We start from the raw sequence: 25,064 nt of genomic DNA, 5'->3' as shown, positions 1-25,064 counted from the left end.
TTACTCTCTATTTTTTTGTAAGTGGTATTCCTTTTAGTATTTGTTTTATTTTATTGGTATTACTCATTTCTAGGTGGACATTTTCAAAATCGTTGTCTATGATCAATTGTTTGAAGGTGGTCAGGTTCTGGATATATTCTTCCAATGTCTCCACCACATTGTCCTTGTTCTGTTCAAAAATTGGCGTCCACATATCCGGAGAGCTTTTCGCCAAACGAACGGTGCTCTCAAAACCACTTCCCGCCATGTCAAAAATATCACGCTCATTTTTCTCTTTCTCAATAACCGTTTTTCCCAACATAAAAGAGCTTATGTGTGACAAATGTGATACGTAAGCGATATGTTTATCATGCGCTTCCGGATTCATGTACCGAATTCGCATGCCAATTTCCTGAAAAATCGCCAAGGCTTTTTCCTGAAGCTTAAAGGCCGTTTTTTCCACTTCACATATAATCATGGTCTTGCCGGCATACAGTCCTTCCAATGCCGCGGTGGGCCCTGAAAACTCGGTACCTGCAATCGGGTGACAGGCCATAAAATTCCTTCTCTTGGGATGATCGGCAACTTGGTCGCAGATCAGGCGTTTCGTAGAACCCGCATCCATCACCACGGTTTCTTCCCCGGCAGCTTCCAAAATTTTTGATAGTTCGGTCACCAAAACATTCACAGGGATGCTCACATAGACCATATCAGCCGTTGCCAAACTTTCATAGTTGCCCTTCGCATCTATAATTTGAAGTTGCAATGCCTCGTCCAAATGGGCATCACTTTTGTCCACGCCGATAATTTCCGCTTCCGGATGCAACTTTTTTACATCCTTGGCAAAAGAACCGCCAATCAATCCAACACCTATGATGACTACTTTCATAATCTAAAATCTTTCTATGGCTTCTTTGATTTTTTCTTCCTTCACACAAAGGGAAAACCGAATATAGCCTTCTCCATTGCTACCGAATATGGTCCCGGGGGCAATAAAAATATCCTTATCGTATAGTACCTTATCAATAAATGCTTCGGATGTGTCTGCTCCCTCCTGCAATTTGCACCAAACAAACATGCCCACGGCATTTTTATCATAAGTGCATCCCAATTTATCCGCCAATTGGAACATCAACTCTCGTCGTGTAGCATACACCTTATCCAATGCTTCGAACCATTCCGGGCCACTTTGCAATGCGGCCACCGCTCCTTTTTGAATACCGTAGAACATTCCGGAATCCATGTTACTCTTTACTTTCAGTACCGCGTTGATATGTTCTGCACTGCCAAGCACCATCCCTACACGCCAACCTGCCATATTAAAGGTCTTGCTCAAGCTGTTGAGCTCCAATGTGCAATCCTTGGCTCCTTCAATGGACAAAATACTGGTTGGGTTATTGGAAAGGACAAAACTGTATGGATTATCGTTCACCAAAAGGATATCGTTCTTCTTGGCGAAATCTACCAATGATTCCAACTGCTCTGTGGTCGCCGTTGCCCCTGTTGGCATGTGGGGGTAGCTTACCCACATCAACTTTACTTTGGACAGATCTTTTTTGGACAGTTCCTCCAAATCTGGAAACCACCCATTCTCAGCTTTCAAGTCATACGTAACAGGTTTTCCCCCCACCAAGTTGGTTACAGATGCGTAGGTAGGGTACCCAGGATTGGGCAGCAATACCTCATCCTCTTCATTTAAAAATGCCATGCTAATGTGCATAATGCCCTCCTTGGAGCCCATAAGTGGCAAAATTTCCGCTTCGGGGTCGACCGATACATTAAACTTTTGAACATAGAAATCGGCTATGGCTTCCCGAAGTTGCGGCAATCCCTGATAACTCTGGTACTGATGGGCACCGGCATCGATGATGGAGTCCCGAAGGGTTGCCAACACCTGTGGCGATGGCGCAAGATCGGGGCTGCCAATTCCCATATTGATAATTGGTTTGCCTTGGGCCATCAATCCCCTGACCTCTCTTAATTTTTTGGAGAAATAGTATTCCTGTACGCTATTTAATCGATTTGCTGTAATCATTGCAACAATGCATTTTTGTATTCGCCCAAGACCCTGAAATCCTCTGCCATGATCTGCAACAACGATTTTGTCTTGGCAAAGTGCTCATAACTATCAAATGTAACATCTACAAAGAAGGCATACTTCCAAGGAGTCTCGATCACGGGCAAGGACTGAATCTTGGTCAGGTTCATATTGCAATCACTCATCACATTCAGTACCGTGGCCAAACTCCCTCTTTTATGATCGGTTATAAACCTTAACGACGCCTTGTTGATTTCTTCTTCCGGAAGCACCTTGTTCTGCTTTTTTAGAATGATAAATCGTGTGGCATTATTCTCAATGGTCTGGATTTCAGTAGCAATAATATCCAAATCATACAATTCTGCAGCCATTCTTGGAGCAATTGCACCAATATTAGCCAACTTACCTTCTTTGATTCTTTTGGCGGTCTCCGCAGTATCCGCACTTTCTACCAATTTGATTTGTGGATGCGCCTTAAAAAACTCCTTGCATTGCAACAACGCCATCGGATGGGAATGAACTTCTTCAATATCTTCAAAGCTTCTCCCTTTTAAAACCATAAGGTTGTGGTGAATACTCAGATAGTGTTCTCCGATAATGTGAATATTGTTGTGGTAAACCAAATTGTAATTGGGAATAATGGAACCCGCTATCGAGTTTTCAATGGCCATGATTCCTTTATCGGAGATTCCGTGCATCAAACTGTCCACAACAGCATCGAAAGAACTGCATTCCAACAGTTCTATGTCCTCACCAAAAAAATCCTTGGCCACTTGGTGGTGGTTGGACCCTTTTATTCCTTGTATGGCAACTTTTAATTCCATTGCAAAAAAAAAGCCCCGATGTATCGGGACTTTATAAATTGGTTATACTTTAAACGTATCTATAATAGTCCCGCTTCTCTCCCAAAAAAGAAGTAAAAATAAAAACGGTTCCAGAAATACGTGTTTGTCATCTCGTTGTTAATTGTCGGCTAATTTAGGTATTCGGTTGGAAACACACAGACATTCCTAAATTTTTTTTGATTTTTTTCAAAAACTGCATTTTTGCTGCGTATAATTTTATAGAAACCATGGTTTTTTAAGAATTCTTGCCTTTTTGAGATTTCTCAAAAGAATCATTTTACCAAATCCTTGTTTTTTGAAACCAAGGATTAGAACGAGTAAAAGTGTATTTTTGGAATGATTAAATCCATTTTGAATGTCCATCACTGTACAGAACATCACAAAGAACTTTGGCTCCCAGAAGGCATTGAACAATGTTTCCTTTACCATCAACAAAGGGGAGGTGGTCGGTTTTTTAGGACCCAATGGCGCTGGCAAATCTACCATGATGCGGATTTTGACCACTTATTACAAGGCGGATGAGGGTAAAGCAACCGTAAACGGGTTCGATGTTTTACAAGCTCAAAAAGATGTTCAGAAAAGCATCGGATACCTTCCAGAGCACAATCCGCTATATTTGGAAATGTACGTTAAGGAATACTTGGCCTTTAATGCCGATGTCTACAAAGTGGACAAATCCAAAATAAATGATGTAATCGAACAAACGGGTTTGTCTCCCGAGTGCCACAAAAAAATCGGACAGTTGTCCAAAGGATACCGTCAGCGCGTTGGGCTAGCCGCTGCCCTGTTGCACGACCCAGAAGTTTTGATACTTGATGAGCCCACCACGGGACTCGACCCCAACCAATTGATCGAGATACGGAAACTGATACGAGAAATCGCAAAAGAGAAGACCATTTTGCTTTCCACACATATTATGAAGGAAGTCGAGGCTGTCTGCGACCGAGTGATCATCATTAACAAAGGAGAGCTGGTGGCCGATAAAAAACTGGAAGAACTCCGTGAAGCAGAGGAACAAATCATCGAGGTGGAATTCGATTATCGTGTAGAAGAGCAATTATTGCAGCAAATGCCCAATGTTTCTACCGTAAAAAATACAGGTGGATTCGTATATGAAATCACTTTTAGCACTTCTAAAGATATGAGACCCGTTGTTTTTGATTTTGCCCACGATAACAAACTAAAGACGCTTCAATTAAGTAGAAAGAACAGAAACCTGGAAAGCCTTTTTACCGAGCTTACTTCAAAGGCCTAGATTTTTCACCCACGGGAAACTCCTTCCCCATTCCCCTGTAAAACCATAACATTTATGGTATTTTTGCACTTCAGAAGATAAAGCACCTCATCATGAAGAGCAACGCCAGATTGGAACTCTCCAAAGAAGAAATGAAAAGCTATGGATATCAAATCATTGATGCCATTGTGGAACACCATGCCACCCAACACGAAAAATTGCCCGTAGCTCTTGGTTCAAGAGAAGAAATGGATTCCTTGTTCTTGGAGGAGGCCCCAGAAAAAGGTTCCGACCCAAGCCAGGTGCTCAATTTTGTTCTGGATAAGGTAATGACCAATAGCGCCAATATGGCCCACCCGAGGTCGTTTTCGTTTGTACCTGGGCCGAGTAATTATGTCAGTGTAATGGCCGATGCTCTGGCCACGGGATACAACATCTTTTCTGGTGGATGGGCTGCAAGTCCAGCCGCTGCAGAACTCGAAATCGTAACCATTCAGTGGTTGTTGAAAATTTTTGGCTTCCCAAAGAAAAAAGGAGGGGGCATTTTTACCAGTGGAGGTTCTATGGCCAACCTAACCGCCGTAGTCACTGCAAGAAGAATAAAATGCGGGGACGATTTTTCCAAGGCCGTTATCTATCTATCCGATCAAGCGCATTCTTCCAACATCAAGGCCATTCGAGTATTGGGATTTAAAAAAGAACAAATCAGAATTATTCCTACTGACAGCGAACTCAAGTTTTCCGTAAACAAATTGAAGAACTGTATTGCCAAAGACCGATTGGAAGGCCTTTATCCGTTCTGTTTGATTGCCACCGCAGGAACAACCAATACAGGAACCGTAGACCCATTGGTGGAACTGGGTAAAATTTGCAAGAAAGAAGATATCTGGTTCCATATTGATGGTGCCTACGGCGGAGCAGCCATCTTGTCCCAAAAGGGCAAGCAAGCCATGAAAGGCATTGAAAAAGCCGATTCCCTTACAGTTGATCCGCACAAATGGTTTTTCCAACCGTACGAAATGGGGTGTCTCTTGGTGAGAAATCACAAAAACCTGAGTAATACATTTACGGAGAAGCCCGAATATTTAAGAGATATCGAAGGGAATACTTCTGAAATCAACTTTTATGATCATGGCATTCAGCTGACCCGAAGGTTTCGGGCATTGAAGTTTTATATGTCCCTAAAAACTTTTGGTTTAAAGGAGTTCCGAGATGCCATCACGTATAATATCGACCTTGCAGAAGAAGTGGAAACGATGCTTCGTGGCAGCAAAAGTTGGGAAGTGGTTTTCCCAGCCACTTTGGCGGTCATTAATTTTAGGTACAACCCCATCAACAAAAAATACTCTGAAAAGGAATTGGACAAAATCAACCAATACATTTCTGGGAAGATAATGGATTCGCGAAAAGCCATGCTCGTTACCACTATTTTAAACGGGCAGATTGTTCTCCGAATGTGCCTCATCAACCCAAGAACAACCATGAAAGATGTAACCGAAACTTTTGACCTTTGTAAAAAGTATGCGGAGGAGATTGAGGAACAATTGGCTAGTCAAGTCTAAATTGGATTCTCAAAAAAAGCATCGATAGCCTCATCCAAAATCGGTTGAACTTTGGGGTCCGTGCAATTAATTAGAACGGCAACCACTTTTTCCTGTTCGGGATATATAAAAAGATTGGTGTACGCTCCCACACTGTTACCCACATGCCCAACAAACTTCCTGCCGTTTGCATCTTGGCTCACCTGAAAGCCAAGACCGTAGTGTGTAGGTTTACCATTTACAATTTGAGAGGCAAGCAACTGCTCATAGGTTTCGCTTTTCAGTAATTTTCGCCCCAAAATCGCCTGCCCCAGTTGGGCAACATCGTCGCAGGTGGACAAATAGCCTCCCCCTGCCAATTTGTAGGTATTGTTTACTTCAACGGCTTCAGCAAAGCATACAGTCCTTTTAGTGTAGAATTGGATTTTGTTGCGGATTGCGCTCGAGCCCGCATCGAAATCTTCTGGAGAAAAGGTATTTTTCAATCCCAAGGGCATCAAAATATTCTCTTTTACATATTCCTCAAATGACATACCGCAAGCTTCCTGCATGGCCAAGGACAGCAATACAAAATCAAAACTATTATAGAGATAGCTTGTGCCAGGTTCAAAAAACAAAGGGTCGTCTTTAAAAATTCTGATTCCATCTTTGATAGAGTAATCGTGATTCAGAGCGTATTCCTTACCTCGGTATCCTCGAATGCCAGCAGTGTGACTTGCCAATTGCCGAAGCGTGAAATCATATTTCTTTTTAGGGTAGTAAGGCACATAGGCGTAGAAGGATTCATCCAAATCCAACATACCATCCTCAACCATTTTGCCTAAGGCCAATCCTGTGATGCATTTGGAAATACTCGCGATTCGGAAAATCGTATGCTTCGGATGGACCTTGATTCTTTTATCAATATGAGCAAAACCATACCCTTTTTGAAGCACTTTTTTACCATTCTCTAATACCGTAACGGCCAGACCTGGCACTTTTTTCTCCGCTACCAGATTTTGAAAAAGTGTATTCGCCCTTTCCAATCCCATTTGGCCCTCGATTGATTCGACCTTGGGAAACGGAGAAAATAGATTTTTGATATGTGCGAGAAGATTTACCAAAATTAGATTTGAACCCCGAAATTAGCGAGAATTATTAAAGTTGATGAGGAATAACGTCATTGTTTTGGGCGTGAATCAGTCCTGAAAAATCAACCTGCCCGTGAACAATTCTTCAACATCCACTTCGGGAGGGGTATTTACACTGATCACATTTCCCGTTCCACGAACAACCCCGCTCAATCGTTGCTGCGGATTTACAAAAACATCGTTGGAACCTCTGTGGTTTATCGTCACATTTTCTGAAACCAGTGCTTCAGCCTCAATTCTGGAATCACCAGCCGCAACATTTACATTAAAGTTTTCTGCACTGCCCCGTAGTTTGAAATAGGCTATCCCATTCACAACAATCCTTACCGTAGTTGAATTCAGGCTTAAATCAAAAGAACCATCCGTGGTTTCCGTCTCAGGATTGTTGAAGCTTTCCGCTATCAAATTCAAACTTGGATATTCCAAAATACCATCACTGGAAATCAATAATCCCGTGCCGCTTCGGATTTCAGTAATGTTAGGTGAAGTAATGTATACGGTGGTCAAACCGTAATCCCGAACAAAGTTGCAACTGTTTTCATTACGTAGCACAAGACGGTTATCCTCCACTACCGCAGAAACATCGTTCAAAAGATATTCCCCTGTTTCCACTTCCACCTGTTGTTCATCACCCTGTTTCAAGACCACCTTCAGGTTTTCAAAAACCGTGACCGTGTTAAATTCAGAAACATCAACTGGTCGCCTTACTGTATCACCAGCATTTTGGAAACAATCGGGAACATTATCACCATTGCAGGAAATCAGAATTAGAGAAATAGCCAACGTAAGGTACCTCTCGACTGCGCTCGAGGTGACAACTACTTTCTTATAAAATTTTCTCAATACTAGCATCTAAAATCTTAATACTATAATCTTACCCCTATTCCAAATTCAACAGCTTCCGCCTTAGCCCCATGTGATTTTAAGGTCACAGCCCCAAATATCTTATTGCCAAAATAACGTTTCATCCCGATCCGATTGTACATTCTTCCTTCAAAATCAAAAGGGTAATACACATAATATCCCAATTGTGCCACCACGCTCATTTTGTTCACAAAAAGTTCGTGGCCCAAAAATACCCCTACCCGTTTGTAATCGGTATCAGGAGCAACGTCCAATTCGGGAAAAGCGATGGATTGATATCGAATCAATTCTTTCAAAAAGTTGGAAAAGAAAACATCGGTGCCCAATTGAATGGCACTACGTTTGCCCAGACGCTTATCGGCATATGCAGAAACAATGGCAAATCCATATCTCCCCATATTGATGACGTCGCTTTCGTTGGCACCACCACGCAATACCAAATTATATCGAATTGGTTCTGTAATTTCCCCCGTCGATTTCGGTTTTAAATATTCGTAGCTAGTATCGCTATCCAAGGTATAGTTCAGACCCAAATTGAATGCAAACGTATTGGTGGATGTATTGGGCGCCTTAAAATTGGCATTGGAATAGTGAATAAAGGATAACCCCGCATGCACGCCCAATCCTGCCACAATATTCTCTTTGTGGTAATTCAGCATCAATAGGGTGCTGCTCAAAATATGGCTTCCGTAGGCGTTGTTCCTAAAATTTTCTTCCTTATCATACGGATTGGTATTGTACGCCAACCCCTGTGCCACCCGCAACTGTACATTTCTTTTCAGAAGATAGAAGTTATAGTGACCATACAACCCAAAATGTTCTCCGAGGGTAGCATTATTGGTGTTTTGATAAGCAAAAGTGAAACCCGTATCGGGATAACCAAAATCGGCTTCCCATTCCTTATGCCCGTACGTTTTTCGGCTCACCCCTAAAATAATGCCTCCTGGATGATTGGTGATCAAGTGGGAAATGTCGGGATTGTGCAAAAGGATGGAGCCATAGAACTGGGTTACGTCCAAAACGTATTTTTTGGGCACTTCGTTGGTTTGGGAAATCCCAAAGTACGAAATTGAAAACAACACTAGGCTAAGTAGGTACCTCATGGGGCACTAAAGTAGGAAATTAAAAAAGTTCCTTGGCAATGGCCTTCACATTATCTGATTTGCCCATGGAATAATAATGGAGCACTGGCACGCCTGCTTCCCTTAATTCCCTGGACTGCTGAATGGCCCATTCCACGCCAACTTGACGTACAGCTTGGTTATCCTTACATGCCTCGACCGCATTGATCAAATCCTCGGGAAGATCTATACTGAAAACATGTGGCAACACCTGGAGGTGTCTTTTAACAGCTATCGGTTTTATCCCAGGAATTATCGGCACATTGATTCCCATTTCGCGGGCAGCTTTCACAAAGGCAAAGAATTTTTGATTGTCAAAAAACATCTGGGTCACCACGTAGTCGGCTCCCAAATCCACTTTTTGTTTCAACCGTTTTAGGTCGGATTGCAAGGATGGGGCCTCCATATGCTTTTCTGGATAGCCTGCCACACCGATACAAAAACTGCTCAAATCGCTCGACTCAATGGTATCGTGCAGATAATTGCCCTCGTTGATATCTTGGATCTGTTTCACCAAATCCGTAGCATATTGATGCCCACCTTTGGTGGGAGTAAAATATTTCTCCTCTTTTCGGGCATCACCGCGAAGGGCCATAACATTTTCTATTTCCAGATACTGGCAATCCACCAAAAGATACTCGGTCTCCTCTTTGGTAAATCCGCCACAAAGCACATGGGGGACGGTATCCACATCATATTTGTGTTTTAATGATGCGCAAATGCCCAAGGTCCCAGGACGGGTACGGGTCAATTTTTTGTCCAACAGCCCATCTTTTTCTTTGTAAACGTATTCCTCTCTTGAAGTGGTCACATCAATAAAAGGAGGTTTGAACTCCATTAAAGGGTCTATGTTATTATAGAGTTCTTGAATACTTTTCCCCTTTACGGGCGGCACAATTTCAAAACTGAAAAGCGTTTCCCCGTTTGCTTTTTTTATGTGATCGGTAATTTTCATCGGTTATTCATCTACAATATTAGGTGCTAGCCACTTTTGGGCTTCCTCTAGTTTCATGTTTTTTCTTTCGGCAAAATCCTGTACTTGGTCCTGTTCTATTTTTCCCAATCCAAAATACTTGGTTTCGGGGTGACCAAAATAGTATCCACTTACACTTGCGGCAGGCCACATGGCCAAACTTTCGGTCAATTTCACCCCTATATTGTCCTCAACGTCCATCATTTCCCAAATGGTCAATTTTTCCAAATGGTCGGGGCACGCGGGATAACCAGGAGCAGGTCGGATTCCACGATATTTTTCCTTAATCAGTTCAGTGTTGTCCAAATCCTCATCAACGGCATAACCCCAGTATTTGGTTCGTACCTCTTTGTGGAGATATTCGGCAAAAGCCTCCGCAAACCTATCCGCCAAGGCTTTGATCATAATGGAATTGTAATCATCGTGGTTCTTCTCGAACTCGGCGGCCAATTCCTGCGTACCAAATCCCGTGCTTACACAAAAACAGCCGATATAATCCTGAATTCCTGAATCTTTTGGCGCAATAAAATCAGCCAAAGCGATATTGGGCACCCCTTCGCGTTTTTTCAATTGTTGGCGTAGGGTCCTAAAAATGAAGGTTTTTGTCTCCTCTGTCATTTCGAGCGCAGTCGAGAAATCTGAAGTACCGTCAACATCCTCACCACCTCTCGACTGCGCTCGAGGTGACAAGTGCACTTCAATATCATCTTCACCCACCTGATTGGCAGGAAACAGTCCGAAAATGGCCTTGGCTTTCAATAATCTTTCATCCAAAATACGCTTTAAAAGTACTTTGGCATCCTTGAAAAGCTCCTTGGCCTGTTCCCCGACGACCTCATCCGTCAAAATATCGGGATACTTACCGTGCAGGTCCCAACTTCGGAAGAACGGCGACCAATCGATGAATTCCTCCAATTGGGTCAGGTCAAAATCATCCCAAACCTCTATGCCCAACTGGTTCGGTTTTTTGATGTCCGATGGATTCCAATCGATTTGCAATTTGTTCTTTCGGGCTTCCTCCAAGGTCAAATACTCCTTTTGCTTTCCACGCTTTAAAAATTTCTCCCTGAAACTTTCATAGTCCAGCTTGATGTCCTTTTTATACTTGGTAGAAGTCTCATCCTGAAGCAAATCGCCCACTACGGTTACGGCCCTAGAGGCATCGTTCACGTGTACAACCGCCTGACTGTACTGAGGGTCTATTTTAACCGCGGTGTGCGCCTTACTGGTCGTCGCACCACCTATCAATAGGGGTACATCGAAGTTTTGACGCTCCATTTCCTTGGCCAAAAACACCATTTCATCCAAAGAAGGGGTAATCAATCCGCTCAAACCGATGATATCCACTTTTTCTTCCTTGGCCTTGTTGATGATTTTTTCTGGTGGTACCATCACGCCCATATCCACAATCTGATAATTGTTGCAGGCCAGGACAACGCTCACAATATTCTTTCCAATATCGTGGACATCTCCTTTTACCGTCGCCATTAATATTTTACCAGCTGGTTTGGACTTTTCATCCTTTGCTGCTTCAATATATGGCGTAAGATAGGCCACTGCCTTTTTCATTACTCGGGCGGACTTCACCACCTGTGGCAGGAACATTTTCCCACTTCCGAACAAATCCCCGACCACATTCATGCCTGCCATTAGGTTGCCCTCGATTACTTCCAAAGGTTTTGCGGCCTTTTGACGGGCTTCTTCCACATCTTCTATAATATATTGGTCAATCCCTTTGACCAAGGCCCGTGTTATACGGTCTTGGAGTGGCTCCTCGCGCCAAGAGAGGTCTACCTTACTTTCCCTTTCCTTGCCCACCACGGTCTCGGCAAATTCCAAAAGGCGTTCGGTGGCATCTTCGCGCCTATTGAGCAACACGTCTTCTACATGTTCCAACAAATCTTTGGGGATATCATCGTAAACCTCCAACATAGTTGGGTTCACGATGCCCATATTCATTCCAGCTTTTATGGCGTGGAACAAAAAAGCAGAATTGATGGCTTCCCGCACTGGATTGTTTCCCCTGAAAGAGAACGAAACATTGCTCACTCCGCCACTTACACTACAATAGGGCAAATTTTCGCGCACCCAGCGCGTTCCTTCGATAAAATCGATGGCATTGTTCCTGTGCTCGTCCATTCCCGTAGCAACGGGAAAAATATTCAGGTCAAAAATGATATCTTCTGGTGGAAAGTCCACCTCCTCTACCAAAATATCGTAGGAACGTTTCGCAATTTCGATACGACGTTCGTAAGTATCCGCTTGGCCCACCTCGTCGAAGGCCATGACGATAACGGCGGCACCATAGCGTTTAATCAACTTGGCATGGCGCACAAACTCTTCCTTTCCTTCTTTTAGGCTGATAGAGTTTACCACACATTTTCCTTGCACCACTTGAAGTCCTGCCTCAATAATTTCCCATTTGGAACTATCGATCATGATGGGTACTCGGGCAATATCGGGTTCGGAGACAATCAAATTGAGAAACCTGACCATGGCTTCCTTGCCATCTATCAGACCATCGTCCATATTGATGTCTATGATCTGGGCGCCACCTTCCACTTGTTCACGGGCAATATCGAGCGCCTCATCGAACTTTTCTTCCTTGATCAGTCTAAGAAACCGTTTGGAACCTGCCACATTGGTGCGTTCCCCCACATTGATGAAATTACTTTCGGGGGTAACGACCAAAGGCTCGAGGCCACTCAGTTTTAAGTATCGTTGTTCGTTTTTCGTTGCCATAAACTTAAACTATGCTGTGGTCAGAAGTTTTCTTGGTTGATAATCCTTTACGATATCGGCGATGGCCTTGATATGCTCTGGAGTGGTTCCGCAACAACCCCCTACAATATTTACCAATCCTTTTTCTACATATTCCTTAATCTGTGCTGCCATTTGAGCTGGGGTTTCGTCATACTCGCCAAAGGCATTGGGCAATCCCGCATTTGGGTGGGCCGAAATGGCGAATTCTGATTTTGCCGAAACTACTTCCAAATGGGGAACCAATTGCTTGGCACCCAATGCACAGTTGAATCCCACGGATAAAATCGGGATATGCGATATGGATATCAAAAAGGCTTCTGCTGTTTGACCCGACAGTGTTCTTCCCGAAGCATCGGTAATGGTTCCGCTGACCATTACGGGTACTTCTATATTTCTATCTTCCTTCACTTCTTCAATTGCAAAAAGTGCCGCTTTGGCGTTCAGCGTATCAAAAATGGTCTCTACCAATAAAATATCAGCTCCACCATCGAGCAGGGCCTCAATCTGTTGTTTATATGCGATACGGAGTTCATCAAAAGAAATGGCCCTAAATCCAGGATCGTTCACATCTGGGGACATACTGGCGGTTTTATTGGTGGGACCAATGCTTCCCGCCACAAACCTTGGTTTGCTTGGGTTCTTTTTCGTGAATTCTTCGGCCACTTGCTTTGCAATCTTGGCGGATTCGTAATTCAGTTCGTATACCAATTCTTCCATGTCATAGTCTGCCATGGCAATGGTGGTACCCGAAAATGTATTGGTTTCAATAATATCGGCCCCTGCTTCCAAGAATTTTCGATGGATTTCCTTAACAGCTTCTGGCTGTGTCAAGGACAACAAATCGTTGTTTCCTTGCAGGTCACTTGGCCAATCTTTGAATCGCTCCCCCCTAAAATCCGCTTCTTGGAATTTATAGCGCTGCAGCATGGTGCCCATGGCTCCATCCAGCACCAAAATCCGTTTCTTCAATATGTCTTCAATATTTTCCATAGTACAATTTCCCTTCAAAAAAGGATGTAACGATATCAAGAAATGTTTGGAAGATACTGCGAAGTATTCTATACGTTATCCTTCCCCTTTGGCAGGATTATGCTCCGTACCTTCCCGATACTGTTTCAGGACAAGGGTAGAATGTAGCACCTTCTCGAGGTCGAGGGTTGCTAAGGCTTCGCAGGGTCCAATCCCTCCACCTTTCTTGATAACACTTTCAATTTATTAATGAACTGAACTGCAAAGAAACGGCACTCGTAAACGAAAAGCAAAAAATGCCCTTGAATTTTTAGAAATACAACAATAAAAAAACGGATTGATCGCTCAACCCGTTTTCTTCAATGTTCTGTTATGTTCTTATACCATCATTCCTCCAGAAACTTCAATGCGTTGGGCATTTACCCATTTGGCATCGTCAGTGCAAAGAAATGCTACTACCCCACCTATATCACTTGGGATACCCACTCTTCCAAGAGCAGTAAAATTGGCAATTGCGGTTCTTTTATCTTCATCGTTTTTGTTGGTTCCGCCACCAAAATCGGTTTCAATGGCACCTGGTGCGACAACATTGGACCTTATTTGGCGTGAACCCAGTTCTTTGGCCTGATATCGTGTCAGCGTTTCAATTGCTGCTTTCATTGAACCATACACGGAATATCCTGGAAACGAAAAGCGGGCCAATCCACTTGAAATGTTCACTATGCCTCCACCATCTGCCATGATTGGGAGAAGTTTCTGCGTGAGGAAGAACGTACCTTTAAAGTGAATGTTCACCAAAGTATCAAAATCCTGTTCCGTGGTCTCGGTAATGGGTGAATTGATCCCGATACCAGCATTGTTGACCAAATAATCCAATGTTGTAGCATCAAAATGGGATTTAAGCACATTTTTGACCTCATCCACAAAGGCATCAAAAGTTTTGTTTTTGGCTACATCCAGTTGTAATGCATAGGCTTTTTGACCAAGCTTTTCAACTTCTCTCACTGTTTTGTCCGCTTCTTCTTTATTACTTTGGTAAGTCAATAGGATGTTCAATCCTTTTTGGGCCATGTTGATGGCCATATTCTCTCCAAGTCCACGGCTTCCACCTGTAATCAATGCTATTTTTGCTGTGCTCATGTTAATTGATTTTTGAATTCAAAACAAAATTAGCGACGCACATTCATATTGGATTGCATTCATCAATCCGTTTTTTGCAAAAATCAAACCTTAATGGTGGTTCTAAACTTTAATGGTGATAGTTGCGCATGTTTTTTAAAGAAATTTGAAAAATGGGCAACTTCCTCAAAACCTAGGCTAAAAGCAATTTCGGAAATGTTCCAGTCGGTGTTGTTCAATAATATCTTCGCCTCTTCGAATACTCTTGCATGTATTATTGTGGTAGTGGTGCTTCCTGTGGTCTCCTTCAACACTTTGTTCAGATGATTGGCGTGCACTGCAAGACGCTCCGCAAAATCCGCTGCGGTCTTTAGTGATAGTCGTTGTGCAGGGGAATTCACAGGAAACTGGCGTTCCAACAGTTCTACAAACAAATCGGTGATACGTACAGAAGCATTTCCACGATTTTCGGTTGGCTGTACGGGGTGGAGTTTTTGCCCAACGTGCAACAACTCCATCACATAGGCGCGAATCAAATCAAACTTGAAGTGGTAGTCCGAGGCCAATTCCCTGTCTATTTTTTGGAACAATTGTTCAACTTGGGCATATTCCTCGTCGGAAATGTTGAAAATCGGATATCCCCCTGGTTGAAAAAGTGGCAGTTTTTCTAAAATCATTCCGCTTTTATCCTTGGATAAAAAGCTTTCTGTAAATACACAAAAGTATCCTGACTGATTTACATCTTGAGGTACGTAGTGGTAAGGGATTTTTGGAGAAGCGAACAGCAAAGCCTTGTCGTTGATAAAGATTTCCTTGTCTGCATATTCCGCTTTATTCTTTCCGTTGATCAGGCTTATTTTATAGTAAGATCGTCGGTCGTATCGCATTTCACCATTGTTCAACCTGTTGCGGTACTCTGCAATATTAAAAACGTTGAAATGGCCAATATCCTTCCCTATATTTTCAGGAATGGGAAGACTTAGCTTTCCATAAAAATCAGTGAGTGTAAATGGTTCGGACATCTTATTGTAAAAATCAAATATAGTCCAAAATCAAAAACACCCTCCAAAATCACTTTCGGAAGGTGTCTTCTCTTCTAAAAACAAATTCTATTAATTGATGCTCTGTACGACTTCTTTTTCGGCTTCTTTCTTGGAACCGTCAAATCCTTGAACTCCGCCAACCGTGGTGTACTTCATCACAAATCTTTTATCTGGATTGATAATCTGATAGGCAAACTGGCACATTACGGCCGCCTCATGGAATCCTGACAGAATCAACTTAAGTTTACCTGGATAGGTATTTACATCTCCAATGGCAAAAACCCCTGGAAGGTTGGTCTGGTAATCCTTGGCATTGTTTACCTTGATAGCATTCTTCTCGATTTCCAATCCCCAATCGCCCAATGGGCCCAATTTTGGTGAAAGTCCAAAAAGCGGAATAAAGAAATCGGTCTCTACATAGGCAGATTCCTTTTCTTCATCATTGTACTTTATGACTACGGCATGTAAATCATCCTTACCGTGAATTTCCTTTACCTCAGCCTTAGTATAAAGTTGAATTTTGCCCAATTTGGCCAACTCCCGTGCTTTCTCTACGGAGTCCAAGGCTCCTCGGAACTCATTTCTTCTGTGTACCAAAGAAACTTCGGAAGCAACATCGGCCAAGAAAATGGCCCAATCCAATGCAGAATCACCTCCACCTGAAATCACCACTTTCTTATCTCGGAACTGTTCAGGGTCCTTGACCATATATTCCACACCTTTGCTCTCGAACAACTCGATATTTGGAATTATCGGTTTTCTAGGTTCAAAAGAACCAAGTCCACCAGCTATAACAACCACGGGAGCGTGGTGTTGAGTGCCTTTGTTCGTGGTAACGATATAGGAACCATCTTCTTGTTTGTCCAAGGTTTCGGCTCGCTCTCCCAAAGTAAAACCAGGTTCAAATGGCTTGATTTGTTCCATAAGGTTGTCCACCAGGGTACCTGCTAAAATTTCTGGATAAGCAGGAATATCATAGATGGGTTTCTTTGGGTAAATCTCTGAACATTGTCCTCCCGGTTGCGCCAAGGCATCTATTAAATGACATTTTAATTTGAGCAATCCTGCTTCAAAAACAGTGAACAAACCCGTAGGTCCCGCTCCGATTATAATGATATCTGTTTTGATCATAATTCTACTTTTATATGGCCCCATCTGGTGAGACCTGACTGATTTTAAACTCTTTCTTGCAATTTTTCTCCTTGAAACTGATATTCTCTTTGAATATCCAATACACGTTGACGGTGGTTTACCACTTCGCCAATTACAATGATAGCTGGATTTGACAGCTGCTGCTCCTTTGCCTTGTGCTCAATTGAAGCAACAGTGCCAATTCCAATCTTCTCGTTTTCAGTGGTACCGTTTTGAATGATGGCCACTGGTGTATTTTCTTTTTCTTCGTTTTTAAAAAGTTCCATAATCTCACGCAATTTGGACATACCCATTAGGATGATAACGGTCGCGTTGGATTTTGCGGCCAATGACACGTCGGATGATAACTTATGCTCCTTTGTGGTTCCTGTAATCACCCAAAAACTTTCGGCCGCACCTCTTTTTGTTACGGGAATGTTCTGTGATGCGGGAACGGACACGGAGGATGAAATTCCAGGCACTACGGCCACATCAACTCCAAATGTTGCAGCGTGTTCCATTTCTTCGGCTCCTCTGCCAAACACGAAAGGGTCTCCGCCTTTTAACCGTACCACGTGCATGCCTTTGGTAGCTCGCTCCACGATTAAATCGTTGATTTGCTCCTGTTGATAGGAGTAGCATCCTTTGCGTTTGCCCACAAATATTTTTTCGGCGACTGGTGCATACTCCAAAAGCTCTGGTGATACCAGTGCATCATACAGAACCACATCTGCATTTTGTAATGCCTTTATCCCTTTCAGCGTGATCAAATCCACATCGCCTGGGCCAGCACCCACTACAGTTAATTTTCCTCTACGCATGTTCCAACTCCATTTTTCTGAACGTTTCCAATTTTTCCAAAACTGCCTTGGCATCTTCCAGATAGCTTTTGGCAAATGCTTCGGATGGTTCGTTCTTGTTCAACTGAAGGGCAATTTTATCAAACCCGCCCTCAAAATCAATTTTTCCAGTTTCCACATACAATTCATCAAAATCCTTAATGATGCTCGCATGGGTATTGGTCTTCACTTTTTCCGCTGTCAACAATGCCTTGGCAGAGTTCACAATGGATTGGTAGGAATAGTAGATACTTGCGGCCCACTTGCCTTCTTTGATTGCTTCCTCCGCATTTTCGATTTTTTCTTGGCTCTCAAAGAAAAGGGTTGCCACAAGGTCAACGATTACACCTGCACATTCTCCTACTCCGATTTCCTTCACATATTTTTCCTCGTTGCCCCAATCGATAAAATCGTCTTGGGTAAGATTATCCACATCAGTCAACGGCTTCAAGAAATCGTAGAAATAAATTTGTCCTTTTTCCTCATAATATTCAGTGAACGAAGCTCCATTTCCGTTGGCCTCAAAATCATCTAAAATTAGACGCAACGCCTGTGGCCCTCTTTTACTTGGAATCTTGGCCACTTTATCGGCAAATCGTGCTTTGCCATCTCCAAAGTTTCCACCTCCCAACAACACCTGAAGGGCTGGTGCCACCAATTTATCCTTGGTTCTCACAGACATTCCTTGAAAACCGATGTGTGCCATGTTATGCTGACCGCAGGCGTTCATACATCCACTAATCTTAATGACCACATCTGGGTTTTTGATGTATTGAGGGTATTCCGCTTTGATGACTCTTTCCAACTCATCGGCGATTCCCGTACTACTGGCAATCCCAAGGTTACAAGTGTCGGTCCCTGGGCATGCGGTGATGTCCAATGCTTTGTTATATCCTGCTTCGGCAAAGCCAAGCTTTTTCAATTCCTGATAAAAGAAGGGCACCAACTCTTCTTTTACGTAGGGAATCAATATATTTTGTCTAAGTGATAAACGTATTTCCCCAGCGGCATAATCCTGCACCAATTTAGCCAGTTCACGGGCCTTATCGGTATAAAAATCACCTAAAAGCACTTTAATTCCGATGGCCACGTAGCCTTCTTGCTTTTGAGGCACCAAGTTGGTAGACTTCCAATCTTCGAAAGCGTTTTGATCTTCGATGGAAACTTCTGGAGTTTCCACCTCGGCAACCTTTACTTTTGGATAATCTTCAATATTGATGGGATAGGTTTGATGGGGAATTGCGGTCTGTTCTTCTTCTAACAATTCTTTGAAACCATCAAGCCCCAAATCCTTCAATAAAAACTTCATACGGGCCTTTGCCCTACTCTTGCGCTCCCCATATCTGTCAAACACACGGATGACACCTTCCATCAAAGGAATAATTTTATCCGTAGGCAAAAAGCTGTACAATTCATCGGCATGTCGAGGCTGTGAACCCAATCCACCTGCCAACATAACTTTAAACCCTCTTTCCCCATTTTTTTCCTTGGCAATAAATCCAAGATCGTGCATATAAGATAGTCCCGTATCCGCATCGCTTGCAGAGAAGGAAACCTTGAATTTTCTTCCCATTTCCTGTCCGATAGGGTTTCTAAGGAAATATTCAAAAACCGCTTGCGCGTAGGGAGAAACATCGAAAGGTTCGTCTACGTCGATTCCTGCAGTTTCACTTGCGGTTACGTTACGAACTGTATTTCCGCAGGCTTCTCGCAAGGTCACCTGGTCCTTTTCCAATTGTGCCCAAAGCTCAGGGGTACGCTCCAAATCCACATAGTGAATCTGGATATCCTGACGGGTTGTGATATGCAAACGTCCACGGGAATATTCATCAGAAACATCCGCGATTCTCAACAACTGATTGGAGGTGACCTTTCCGTAGGGCAACTTGATCCGAATCATTTGCACGCCCTGTTGACGCTGACCATAAACTCCACGTGCCAATCGAAGGCTACGGAATTTTTCCTCATCCATTTCACCACCTTTGAACTGGCGGATTTTTTTCTCCAACTCGATGATGTCCTTTTCTACGATCGGGTTTTCTATCTCTGTTCTAAAGCTTTGCATAATCTAGTTTTCCTATCTATTTTATAGGGTTAATTTAAAATGATTCCCCTTTTTCTCCGCCAGGGCGGGAAAATTTTATTCAATAAATCCTACGCCCGCCGTATTGTTTGTTCGGCTGTCGATTATAATGAAAGAGCCATTGGTACGGTGGTCCTTGAACCTATCATAAAAAATAGGTTTGTTCAACCTTAAACGCACTTTGGCGATATCGTTCATCTGAAGAGAGGTGACATTTTCCTCAATTCCTGAATAATCTGGGTGAATTTTGTGTTCTATGGCGTCCACTTTGGCCAGAACCTTGTTCACCCCATGCTGAAGCACATACTTTCCGCCAGGTGTAAAATTGGCACTGTCCATCCAAGATACCGTTGCTGTCAATTGTTTGTCAATGGTCGGTAGATCGCCGACCTTGACCAACATGTCGCCCCTGCTTACGTTGACCTCATCTTCCAAGGTAATGGTGACAGAAGATCTTCGGGGAGCTGTCTTATATTGCTTATTATAAAAATAAATGTCCTTGATCTTGGAACGCGTCATCGATGGCAGGACTACTACTTCATCCCCAACGCTGAGTTCGCCACCATACACCTTTCCTGCAAATCCACGGAAATCATGGAAATCCTCCGTTTTGGGTCGGATGACGTACTGAACTGGGAAACGAGGGGTACCTGTATTGTAGATATCCTTCTGGTCCAATGCTTCAAAGTGCTCCAATAAAGTCTGCCCTTTGTACCAAGGTGTATTTTCGGAACGGTTCACAACATTGTCCCCCTTTAAAGCACTTACGGGAATAAAGGTTATGTTCTGATCTTGGTAGTCCCTCTTTTTCATCAACTCCTCAAAATCGGCTTTGATTTTGTTATAGGTTTCTTCGGAGAAATCGACAAGATCCATTTTGTTGATGGCCACGATCACGTCCTTTATACGAAGTAGATTATTGATAAAAAAGTGACGGTGTGTCTGCTCGATAACACCTTTTCGTGCATCTATCAAAATAATCGATGCTTGAGAAGTCGATGCTCCCGTCACCATGTTTCGGGTATATTCCACATGGCCTGGTGTATCGGCAATGATGTAACTTTTTGACGGTGTTGAAAAGTAGATATGAGCCACATCGATTGTGATGCCCTGCTCTCTTTCGGCCACCAATCCATCGGTTGCCAAGGAAAAATCGAGGTAGTCGTATCCTTTTTGCTTACTTGTTCGTTCAATGGCCTCCAACTTATCGTCGGTCATTGATTTTGTATCGTAAAGCAGTCTTCCTATCAAGGTACTTTTACCGTCATCTACACTTCCTGCTGTTGCTATTTTTAAAACTTCCATTTGTCTTTCTTCCTGTTAAAAGTATCCTTGCTGTTTACGTTTTTCCATGGCCGCCTCGGAACGCTTATCGTCGATACGGGCGCCTCTTTCGGATATTCTGGAATCCCTGATTTCAGCCACCACTTTATCGATGGTATCGGCATGGGATTCGACAGCTGCGGTACAGCTCATATCACCAACGGTTCTAAAGCGAACCATTCTTTCCTCTACTTGCTCGTCATCGGCCCTAAATACCACATCGTCTTCTGCTGACCAGATCAATCCATCCCGAAGGAAGGTATTTCTCTTGTGCGCAAAATAGATGGATGGAATCTCGATTTGTTCTTTTTGGATATAGCTCCAAACGTCCAATTCCGTCCAGTTGCTGATCGGAAATACTCTTACATTCTGACCAATTTCGATTTCTCCATTGAGCATATCAAACAATTCAGGTCGTTGGTTCTTCTCGTCCCACTGACCAAAATCGTCACGCACTGAAAAAATACGTTCCTTGGCCCTTGCCTTTTCCTCATCGCGTCTTGCACCACCGATGCAAGCATCAAACTTGAATTCCTCAATGGCATCGAGCAAGGTCGTGGTCTGAAGCATGTTGCGACTGGCGTACTTTCCTGTTTCTTCTACCACTTTTCCCTCGTCGATGGAATCCTGAACGTTTCTTACGATTAGTTCCACTCCGAGTTCTTCCACTAATCTGTCCCTAAACTCTATGGTTTCGGGAAAATTATGGCCTGTATCTATATGCATCAAGGGAAAAGGAATCTTGGCTGGCCAAAATGCTTTTTGGGCCAAACGTACCAAGGTGATTGAATCTTTTCCTCCAGAAAATAACAACACGGGTTTTTCAAACTGTGCGGCTACTTCTCGAATAATGTAAATGGCTTCATGCTCCAGAGCATTTGCCGTAGGTCTTTCCACCCCGTTCAAGGTCTCTGGTTTTTTAATTTCTTCTGCAAGTGTGCTCAAGGCTATATCTTTTTATATCCATCACCCTGTACTCAGGTGATAATTCATATTATTTAGGTGTGCAGACCGCATTCACGGTTCGCCAATACTTTTGTCGGGTCAAAATATTTATGTTCGTTAGGCAATTGACGCTCTTTTAAATAGGCATCCAATTGGGTATCGCTCCAGTGATAGAATGGACTGACCTTTAATACGCCATCCTTGCTCATGCTCAACACATCCAAGGAATCTCTGTGGGCGGTCTGACCTTTGCGCAGGTTGGTAAACCATACATCGGGTTTGTGCTCTTCCATAGCTCTTCGGAAAGGCTCCAACTTTACTTGCTCCGTAAACTCTTGGTGCAACGGGTCGTCTATTTGAGGGATTCCCATAACGGCATCGCGATGGGAACTCGTTTGCTTGGGGACGTACAATTTAACGTTGAGTCCCAAACGGGCAATCAATTCCTCCGCATGTTTATAGGTCTGTGGGGTGTTGTACCCCGTGTCGCACCAAATTACAGGAATGCTTTTGTCCACCTCGGTCACCGCGTGCAGAATTGCAACCTCGTATGGCCTAAAATTGGTGGTGACGACAGGTTTTTTTCCATGGTTAATGGCCCATGAGATGATTTCCTCTGGTGGAATGCCCTTGAATTGGCGGTTTAAATTCTGTATTTCCTCTTGTGTCAATGCCATTGCCCTAACTTTTATTTACCCCATTTTATGGAGTTCCAGATTCTTTCGTGAAAAAAATAAAGCACCATTTTGGTGACCAGCTCCACCAAACCAATTGAAAATGCCAAGCTCAATGTTCCTGTTACAAGCCATGATATGATAATGGTATCGACAGTTCCAACTATCCTCCAACTGATAGATTTTGCTATACTCCTTTTTGGACTCTCGGATGCGGTATCCTTGGTGTAGGTACTTTGCTGTTTTTCGCCTTTTATAATCAACTGATCGGTAATCATTTTTAAACTTTTATTATCCTACTGAATTGGTAGGAATTTCAAAAGTAAAATTATTTTTCAGAATGAAAAGCAAAATGAATCATAAATTTACTTTTACCCTATAGTTTTAGTAGATTATCGAATTTTAGGGTCGGATTTTGAAGATTTTAAACCTTAAAAGGTGTATTGAAATGAATGCTTAAAGCAAATCTGCCAAGGTATTGTTTCGGTAAACATCGAGTGCACTGTCCCTTACCTGAAGCATTAATTTGTGCACGGAGCATTCGTCTTCATCTGGACAGTCATCACATTTTTCGTAGAAATTCAAGCTTACACAGGGCACCATGGCGATAGGACCTTCCAAAACTCGCATCACGGTGGTCATATGAATCTCATTTGGCTCTTTGATCAAATAGTAACCTCCGCCTTTGCCTTTTTTAGACCCCAGCAATCCGTTTCGGCGAAGGGAAAGCAAAATACTTTCCAAAAACTTTTGGGAGATATTCTCGCACTTGGCAATTTCCGCAATCTGCACAGGTTCCCTATCCTTGACTTTTGCCAGATAGGTAAGTGCCTTAAGTCCGTATTTTGTCTTCTTGGAGAGCATCATACGAAGATAGGGAAATTTAGCAATCCACCTTCAAAACCAACTTGTAGAAAGATTAGCCCAACGCCTGCTCAATATCCGCAATAATATCATCAATATGTTCCAAACCTACTGAAACGCGAACCATTCCATCAGAAATTCCAACGGCATTGCGTTCCTCTGTGGTCAGCTTGCTATGTGTTGTGGACGCAGGGTGGGTCACAATGCTACGCGCATCGCCCAAGTTGGCGGACAAAGACAACAATTTAATGCTATCAAAAAATTCCCGACCTGCTTCCAAGCCCCCTTTTACCTCAAATGCCACCACACAACCACCTGCCTTCATTTGCTTTTTGGCAATGTCGTACTTGGGATGTGATTTTAAGAAAGGATATTTAACCCACTGGATTTTGTCGTGACCTTCCAGATAGGTTGCCAACTTCAAGGCATTTTCGCAATGTCTGTCCACTCGAATCGCCAAGGTTTCCAAGCTTCTGGACAACACCCACGCATTGAAAGGCGACAACGCAGGGCCCGTAATTCGAGAAAAACGATATACTTTATCCATCAATTCCCCGCTTCCGACGGTAATTCCTGCCAAGACTCTTCCCTGTCCATCCATCAATTTGGTTCCTGAATGAATCACCAAGTCGGCACCGAATTTTATAGGTTGCTGCAAGTAGGGCGTTGCAAAACAGTTATCAACAATAAAAATAAGGCCGTGCTTTTTGGCAAACTTCGCCAGCACTTCCAAATCCAACACGTCGACTCCTGGGTTGGTCGGTGTTTCCGCATAAAGAATTTTGGTGTTGGGCTGAATCAATCCCTCTATTTGAGACAGGTCGTTAGCGTCAAAATAGCTTGTTTCGATGTTCCATTTTGGAAAAAACTGGGTGAACAGGGTATGTGTGGAACCAAAGATGCTTTTGGAAGATATCACATGGTCGCCCGCATTCAACAAAGCCGCCAAGGTTGAAAAAACGGCCGCCATTCCAGAGGCATAGGCAAAACCATTTTCCGCACCTTCCATTTGGCAGACCCTTTCAATAAGTTCGTTGGAATTGGGATTGGAATATCTGGAATAAATATTCCGCTGCTTTTCTTCGGCAAAGGATGCACGCATGTCCTCCGCATCTTCAAAAACAAAACTGGATGTCATATAAATGGGGCTGGAATGCTCCAAATTTTGACTACGCTCCATTTGCGTTCTTATTGCCTGTGTCTCGAATTTTTTGCCTTTCATTTTATTTGCTTTACATGGTGGCTGAGCGTAGTCGAAGCCACTTAATTTTCCTCTTTGTAATATTTAAAACTTGTATCGTTCTTACACTCCGATAAATTTGGGAGCGAATCGAATTCCCCATTTATCAATGCATCCTTTTTTGCTCTTGACCATCCTTGAATCTGCTTTTCTCGTTCAAAGGCCCTCGCAATACTCAGATACTCCTCCACATATACCAACTTAATGGGCAGTCTTTTTTTGGTATGATTTGCACCCTTTCCATCTTGATGCTGATTTATACGCTTTTCCAATTCAACGGTGCTCCCAGTATAGTAACTTCCATCAGAACATTCCAAAATATAGACATAACCTTTCATTAAATGAT

23 protein-coding genes and 1 riboswitch are annotated in these 25,064 nt (G+C 43.0%); of the genes, 2 read left to right on the top strand and 21 right to left on the bottom strand.

The window, feature by feature from the left end; genetic code table 11:
* Positions 1-7: 7 nt before the first annotated feature.
* Genes SD449_RS07455 through SD449_RS07445 form a run of 3 tightly spaced genes read right to left on the bottom strand, consistent with a single transcriptional unit; the run spans position 8 to position 2,841 of the window.
* Positions 8-868: a prephenate dehydrogenase gene (locus SD449_RS07455; protein ID WP_318309683.1), complete on the bottom strand. Its 861-nt coding sequence runs from the start codon at positions 866-868 to the stop codon at positions 8-10.
* A gap of 3 nt (positions 869-871) precedes the next feature.
* A complete protein-coding gene (locus SD449_RS07450; protein WP_318309682.1) occupies positions 872-2,014 on the bottom strand; it encodes a pyridoxal phosphate-dependent aminotransferase in 1,143 nt (380 codons plus the stop codon).
* Positions 2,011-2,841, bottom strand: coding sequence for a prephenate dehydratase (locus SD449_RS07445; protein ID WP_318309680.1), 831 nt, complete (start codon positions 2,839-2,841; stop codon positions 2,011-2,013). The genes SD449_RS07450 and SD449_RS07445 overlap by 4 nt, the downstream gene beginning before the upstream one ends.
* A 376-nt stretch (positions 2,842-3,217) precedes the next feature.
* Here SD449_RS07445 and gldA point away from each other — a divergent pair, with 376 nt between their 5' ends.
* Complete coding sequence (gene gldA / locus SD449_RS07440; RefSeq protein WP_225603510.1) at positions 3,218-4,117, top strand: gliding motility-associated ABC transporter ATP-binding subunit GldA; 900 nt, start codon at positions 3,218-3,220, stop codon at positions 4,115-4,117.
* 92 nt (positions 4,118-4,209) lie between these two features.
* On the top strand, positions 4,210-5,658 hold the full coding sequence (locus SD449_RS07435) for a pyridoxal phosphate-dependent decarboxylase family protein (RefSeq protein ID WP_318309678.1): 1,449 nt from the start codon (positions 4,210-4,212) through the stop codon (positions 5,656-5,658).
* Here SD449_RS07435 and SD449_RS07430 read toward each other — a convergent pair.
* The 18 genes from SD449_RS07430 to SD449_RS07345 form a co-directional block, all read right to left on the bottom strand.
* On the bottom strand, positions 5,655-6,668 hold the full coding sequence (locus SD449_RS07430; RefSeq protein ID WP_318309677.1) for a serine hydrolase domain-containing protein: 1,014 nt from the start codon (positions 6,666-6,668) through the stop codon (positions 5,655-5,657). The genes SD449_RS07435 and SD449_RS07430 overlap by 4 nt on opposite strands.
* A 147-nt stretch (positions 6,669-6,815) precedes the next feature.
* The gene (locus tag SD449_RS07425; protein WP_318309676.1) at positions 6,816-7,619 is read right to left on the bottom strand and encodes a head GIN domain-containing protein; all 804 of its coding nucleotides are present in this window, start codon (positions 7,617-7,619) and stop codon (positions 6,816-6,818) included.
* A gap of 14 nt (positions 7,620-7,633) precedes the next feature.
* On the bottom strand, positions 7,634-8,734 hold the full coding sequence (locus SD449_RS07420) for an acyloxyacyl hydrolase (protein ID WP_318309675.1): 1,101 nt from the start codon (positions 8,732-8,734) through the stop codon (positions 7,634-7,636).
* Positions 8,735-8,753: 19 nt separating this feature from the next.
* Positions 8,754-9,707 (bottom strand): methylenetetrahydrofolate reductase [NAD(P)H], encoded by a 954-nt coding sequence (gene metF, locus SD449_RS07415; protein WP_318309672.1) that lies wholly within the window; start codon positions 9,705-9,707, stop codon positions 8,754-8,756.
* A gap of 3 nt (positions 9,708-9,710) precedes the next feature.
* Positions 9,711-12,467 (bottom strand): methionine synthase, encoded by a 2,757-nt coding sequence (gene metH, locus SD449_RS07410; protein WP_318309671.1) that lies wholly within the window; start codon positions 12,465-12,467, stop codon positions 9,711-9,713.
* 9 nt (positions 12,468-12,476) lie between these two features.
* Entirely contained in the window at positions 12,477-13,478 is a 1,002-nt protein-coding gene (locus SD449_RS07405) for a homocysteine S-methyltransferase family protein (protein ID WP_318309670.1), read from the bottom strand.
* A gap of 94 nt (positions 13,479-13,572) precedes the next feature.
* Positions 13,573-13,693, bottom strand: a riboswitch (SAM riboswitch).
* Between the two features lie 142 nt (positions 13,694-13,835).
* The gene (locus SD449_RS07400) at positions 13,836-14,597 is read right to left on the bottom strand and encodes an SDR family NAD(P)-dependent oxidoreductase (RefSeq protein WP_318309669.1); all 762 of its coding nucleotides are present in this window, start codon (positions 14,595-14,597) and stop codon (positions 13,836-13,838) included.
* A gap of 83 nt (positions 14,598-14,680) precedes the next feature.
* Entirely contained in the window at positions 14,681-15,598 is a 918-nt protein-coding gene (locus SD449_RS07395) for a helix-turn-helix domain-containing protein (RefSeq protein WP_318309667.1), read from the bottom strand.
* Positions 15,599-15,688: 90 nt separating this feature from the next.
* Positions 15,689-16,750 carry an NAD(P)/FAD-dependent oxidoreductase gene (locus SD449_RS07390; protein WP_318309666.1) on the bottom strand — a complete coding sequence of 354 codons (1,062 nt, stop codon included), beginning with the start codon at positions 16,748-16,750 and terminating at the stop codon, positions 15,689-15,691.
* Between the two features lie 44 nt (positions 16,751-16,794).
* A complete protein-coding gene (gene cobA / locus SD449_RS07385) occupies positions 16,795-17,571 on the bottom strand; it encodes a uroporphyrinogen-III C-methyltransferase (RefSeq protein ID WP_318309664.1) in 777 nt (258 codons plus the stop codon).
* Complete coding sequence (locus tag SD449_RS07380) at positions 17,564-19,654, bottom strand: HEPN domain-containing protein (RefSeq protein ID WP_318309663.1); 2,091 nt, start codon at positions 19,652-19,654, stop codon at positions 17,564-17,566. The genes cobA and SD449_RS07380 overlap by 8 nt, the downstream gene beginning before the upstream one ends.
* 75 nt (positions 19,655-19,729) lie before the next feature.
* Positions 19,730-20,977, bottom strand: a complete 1,248-nt coding sequence (locus tag SD449_RS07375) for a sulfate adenylyltransferase subunit 1 (protein WP_225603491.1) — start codon at positions 20,975-20,977, stop codon at positions 19,730-19,732.
* Between the two features lie 15 nt (positions 20,978-20,992).
* The gene (gene cysD / locus SD449_RS07370) at positions 20,993-21,892 is read right to left on the bottom strand and encodes a sulfate adenylyltransferase subunit CysD (protein WP_207033842.1); all 900 of its coding nucleotides are present in this window, start codon (positions 21,890-21,892) and stop codon (positions 20,993-20,995) included.
* Positions 21,893-21,993: 101 nt separating this feature from the next.
* Entirely contained in the window at positions 21,994-22,617 is a 624-nt protein-coding gene (locus tag SD449_RS07365) for a phosphoadenosine phosphosulfate reductase domain-containing protein (RefSeq protein WP_220113655.1), read from the bottom strand.
* 11 nt (positions 22,618-22,628) lie between these two features.
* The gene (locus SD449_RS07360; RefSeq protein WP_207033728.1) at positions 22,629-22,892 is read right to left on the bottom strand and encodes a DUF2061 domain-containing protein; all 264 of its coding nucleotides are present in this window, start codon (positions 22,890-22,892) and stop codon (positions 22,629-22,631) included.
* A gap of 178 nt (positions 22,893-23,070) precedes the next feature.
* Positions 23,071-23,478, bottom strand: coding sequence for an RrF2 family transcriptional regulator (locus SD449_RS07355; protein ID WP_318310239.1), 408 nt, complete (start codon positions 23,476-23,478; stop codon positions 23,071-23,073).
* A gap of 55 nt (positions 23,479-23,533) precedes the next feature.
* A complete protein-coding gene (locus SD449_RS07350) occupies positions 23,534-24,700 on the bottom strand; it encodes a trans-sulfuration enzyme family protein (protein WP_318309660.1) in 1,167 nt (388 codons plus the stop codon).
* A 41-nt stretch (positions 24,701-24,741) separates the two neighbouring features.
* Positions 24,742-25,056 carry a GIY-YIG nuclease family protein gene (locus SD449_RS07345; protein ID WP_318309658.1) on the bottom strand — a complete coding sequence of 105 codons (315 nt, stop codon included), beginning with the start codon at positions 25,054-25,056 and terminating at the stop codon, positions 24,742-24,744.
* Positions 25,057-25,064: the final 8 nt, after the last annotated feature.

This window comes from Flagellimonas crocea (assembly GCF_033441595.1).
GTDB classification, from domain to species: domain Bacteria; phylum Bacteroidota; class Bacteroidia; order Flavobacteriales; family Flavobacteriaceae; genus Flagellimonas; species Flagellimonas crocea.
The sequence above is the reverse complement of the archived record's forward strand: the minus strand, read 5'-3'. Positions and strand labels throughout refer to the sequence as shown.

Bases quoted from the DNA above. Each gene is read 5' to 3' on its own strand.
- SD449_RS07455 (WP_318309683.1), bottom strand. From the start codon at position 868: ATGAAAGTAGTCATCATAGGTGTTGGATTGATTGGCGGTTCTTTTGCC.
- SD449_RS07450 (WP_318309682.1), bottom strand. From the start codon at position 2,014: ATGATTACAGCAAATCGATTAAATAGCGTACAGGAATACTATTTCTCC.
- SD449_RS07445 (WP_318309680.1), bottom strand. From the start codon at position 2,841: ATGGAATTAAAAGTTGCCATACAAGGAATAAAAGGGTCCAACCACCAC.
- gldA (WP_225603510.1), top strand. From the start codon at position 3,218: ATGTCCATCACTGTACAGAACATCACAAAGAACTTTGGCTCCCAGAAG.
- SD449_RS07435 (WP_318309678.1), top strand. From the start codon at position 4,210: ATGAAGAGCAACGCCAGATTGGAACTCTCCAAAGAAGAAATGAAAAGC.
- SD449_RS07430 (WP_318309677.1), bottom strand. From the start codon at position 6,668: ATGGGATTGGAAAGGGCGAATACACTTTTTCAAAATCTGGTAGCGGAG.
- SD449_RS07425 (WP_318309676.1), bottom strand. From the start codon at position 7,619: ATGCTAGTATTGAGAAAATTTTATAAGAAAGTAGTTGTCACCTCGAGC.
- SD449_RS07420 (WP_318309675.1), bottom strand. From the start codon at position 8,734: ATGAGGTACCTACTTAGCCTAGTGTTGTTTTCAATTTCGTACTTTGGG.
- metF (WP_318309672.1), bottom strand. From the start codon at position 9,707: ATGAAAATTACCGATCACATAAAAAAAGCAAACGGGGAAACGCTTTTC.
- metH (WP_318309671.1), bottom strand. From the start codon at position 12,467: ATGGCAACGAAAAACGAACAACGATACTTAAAACTGAGTGGCCTCGAG.
- SD449_RS07405 (WP_318309670.1), bottom strand. From the start codon at position 13,478: ATGGAAAATATTGAAGACATATTGAAGAAACGGATTTTGGTGCTGGAT.
- SD449_RS07400 (WP_318309669.1), bottom strand. From the start codon at position 14,597: ATGAGCACAGCAAAAATAGCATTGATTACAGGTGGAAGCCGTGGACTT.
- SD449_RS07395 (WP_318309667.1), bottom strand. From the start codon at position 15,598: ATGTCCGAACCATTTACACTCACTGATTTTTATGGAAAGCTAAGTCTT.
- SD449_RS07390 (WP_318309666.1), bottom strand. From the start codon at position 16,750: ATGATCAAAACAGATATCATTATAATCGGAGCGGGACCTACGGGTTTG.
- cobA (WP_318309664.1), bottom strand. From the start codon at position 17,571: ATGCGTAGAGGAAAATTAACTGTAGTGGGTGCTGGCCCAGGCGATGTG.
- SD449_RS07380 (WP_318309663.1), bottom strand. From the start codon at position 19,654: ATGCAAAGCTTTAGAACAGAGATAGAAAACCCGATCGTAGAAAAGGAC.
- SD449_RS07375 (WP_225603491.1), bottom strand. From the start codon at position 20,977: ATGGAAGTTTTAAAAATAGCAACAGCAGGAAGTGTAGATGACGGTAAA.
- SD449_RS07365 (WP_220113655.1), bottom strand. From the start codon at position 22,617: ATGGCATTGACACAAGAGGAAATACAGAATTTAAACCGCCAATTCAAG.
- SD449_RS07360 (WP_207033728.1), bottom strand. From the start codon at position 22,892: ATGATTACCGATCAGTTGATTATAAAAGGCGAAAAACAGCAAAGTACC.
- SD449_RS07355 (WP_318310239.1), bottom strand. From the start codon at position 23,478: ATGCTCTCCAAGAAGACAAAATACGGACTTAAGGCACTTACCTATCTG.
- SD449_RS07350 (WP_318309660.1), bottom strand. From the start codon at position 24,700: ATGAAAGGCAAAAAATTCGAGACACAGGCAATAAGAACGCAAATGGAG.
- SD449_RS07345 (WP_318309658.1), bottom strand. From the start codon at position 25,056: ATGAAAGGTTATGTCTATATTTTGGAATGTTCTGATGGAAGTTACTAT.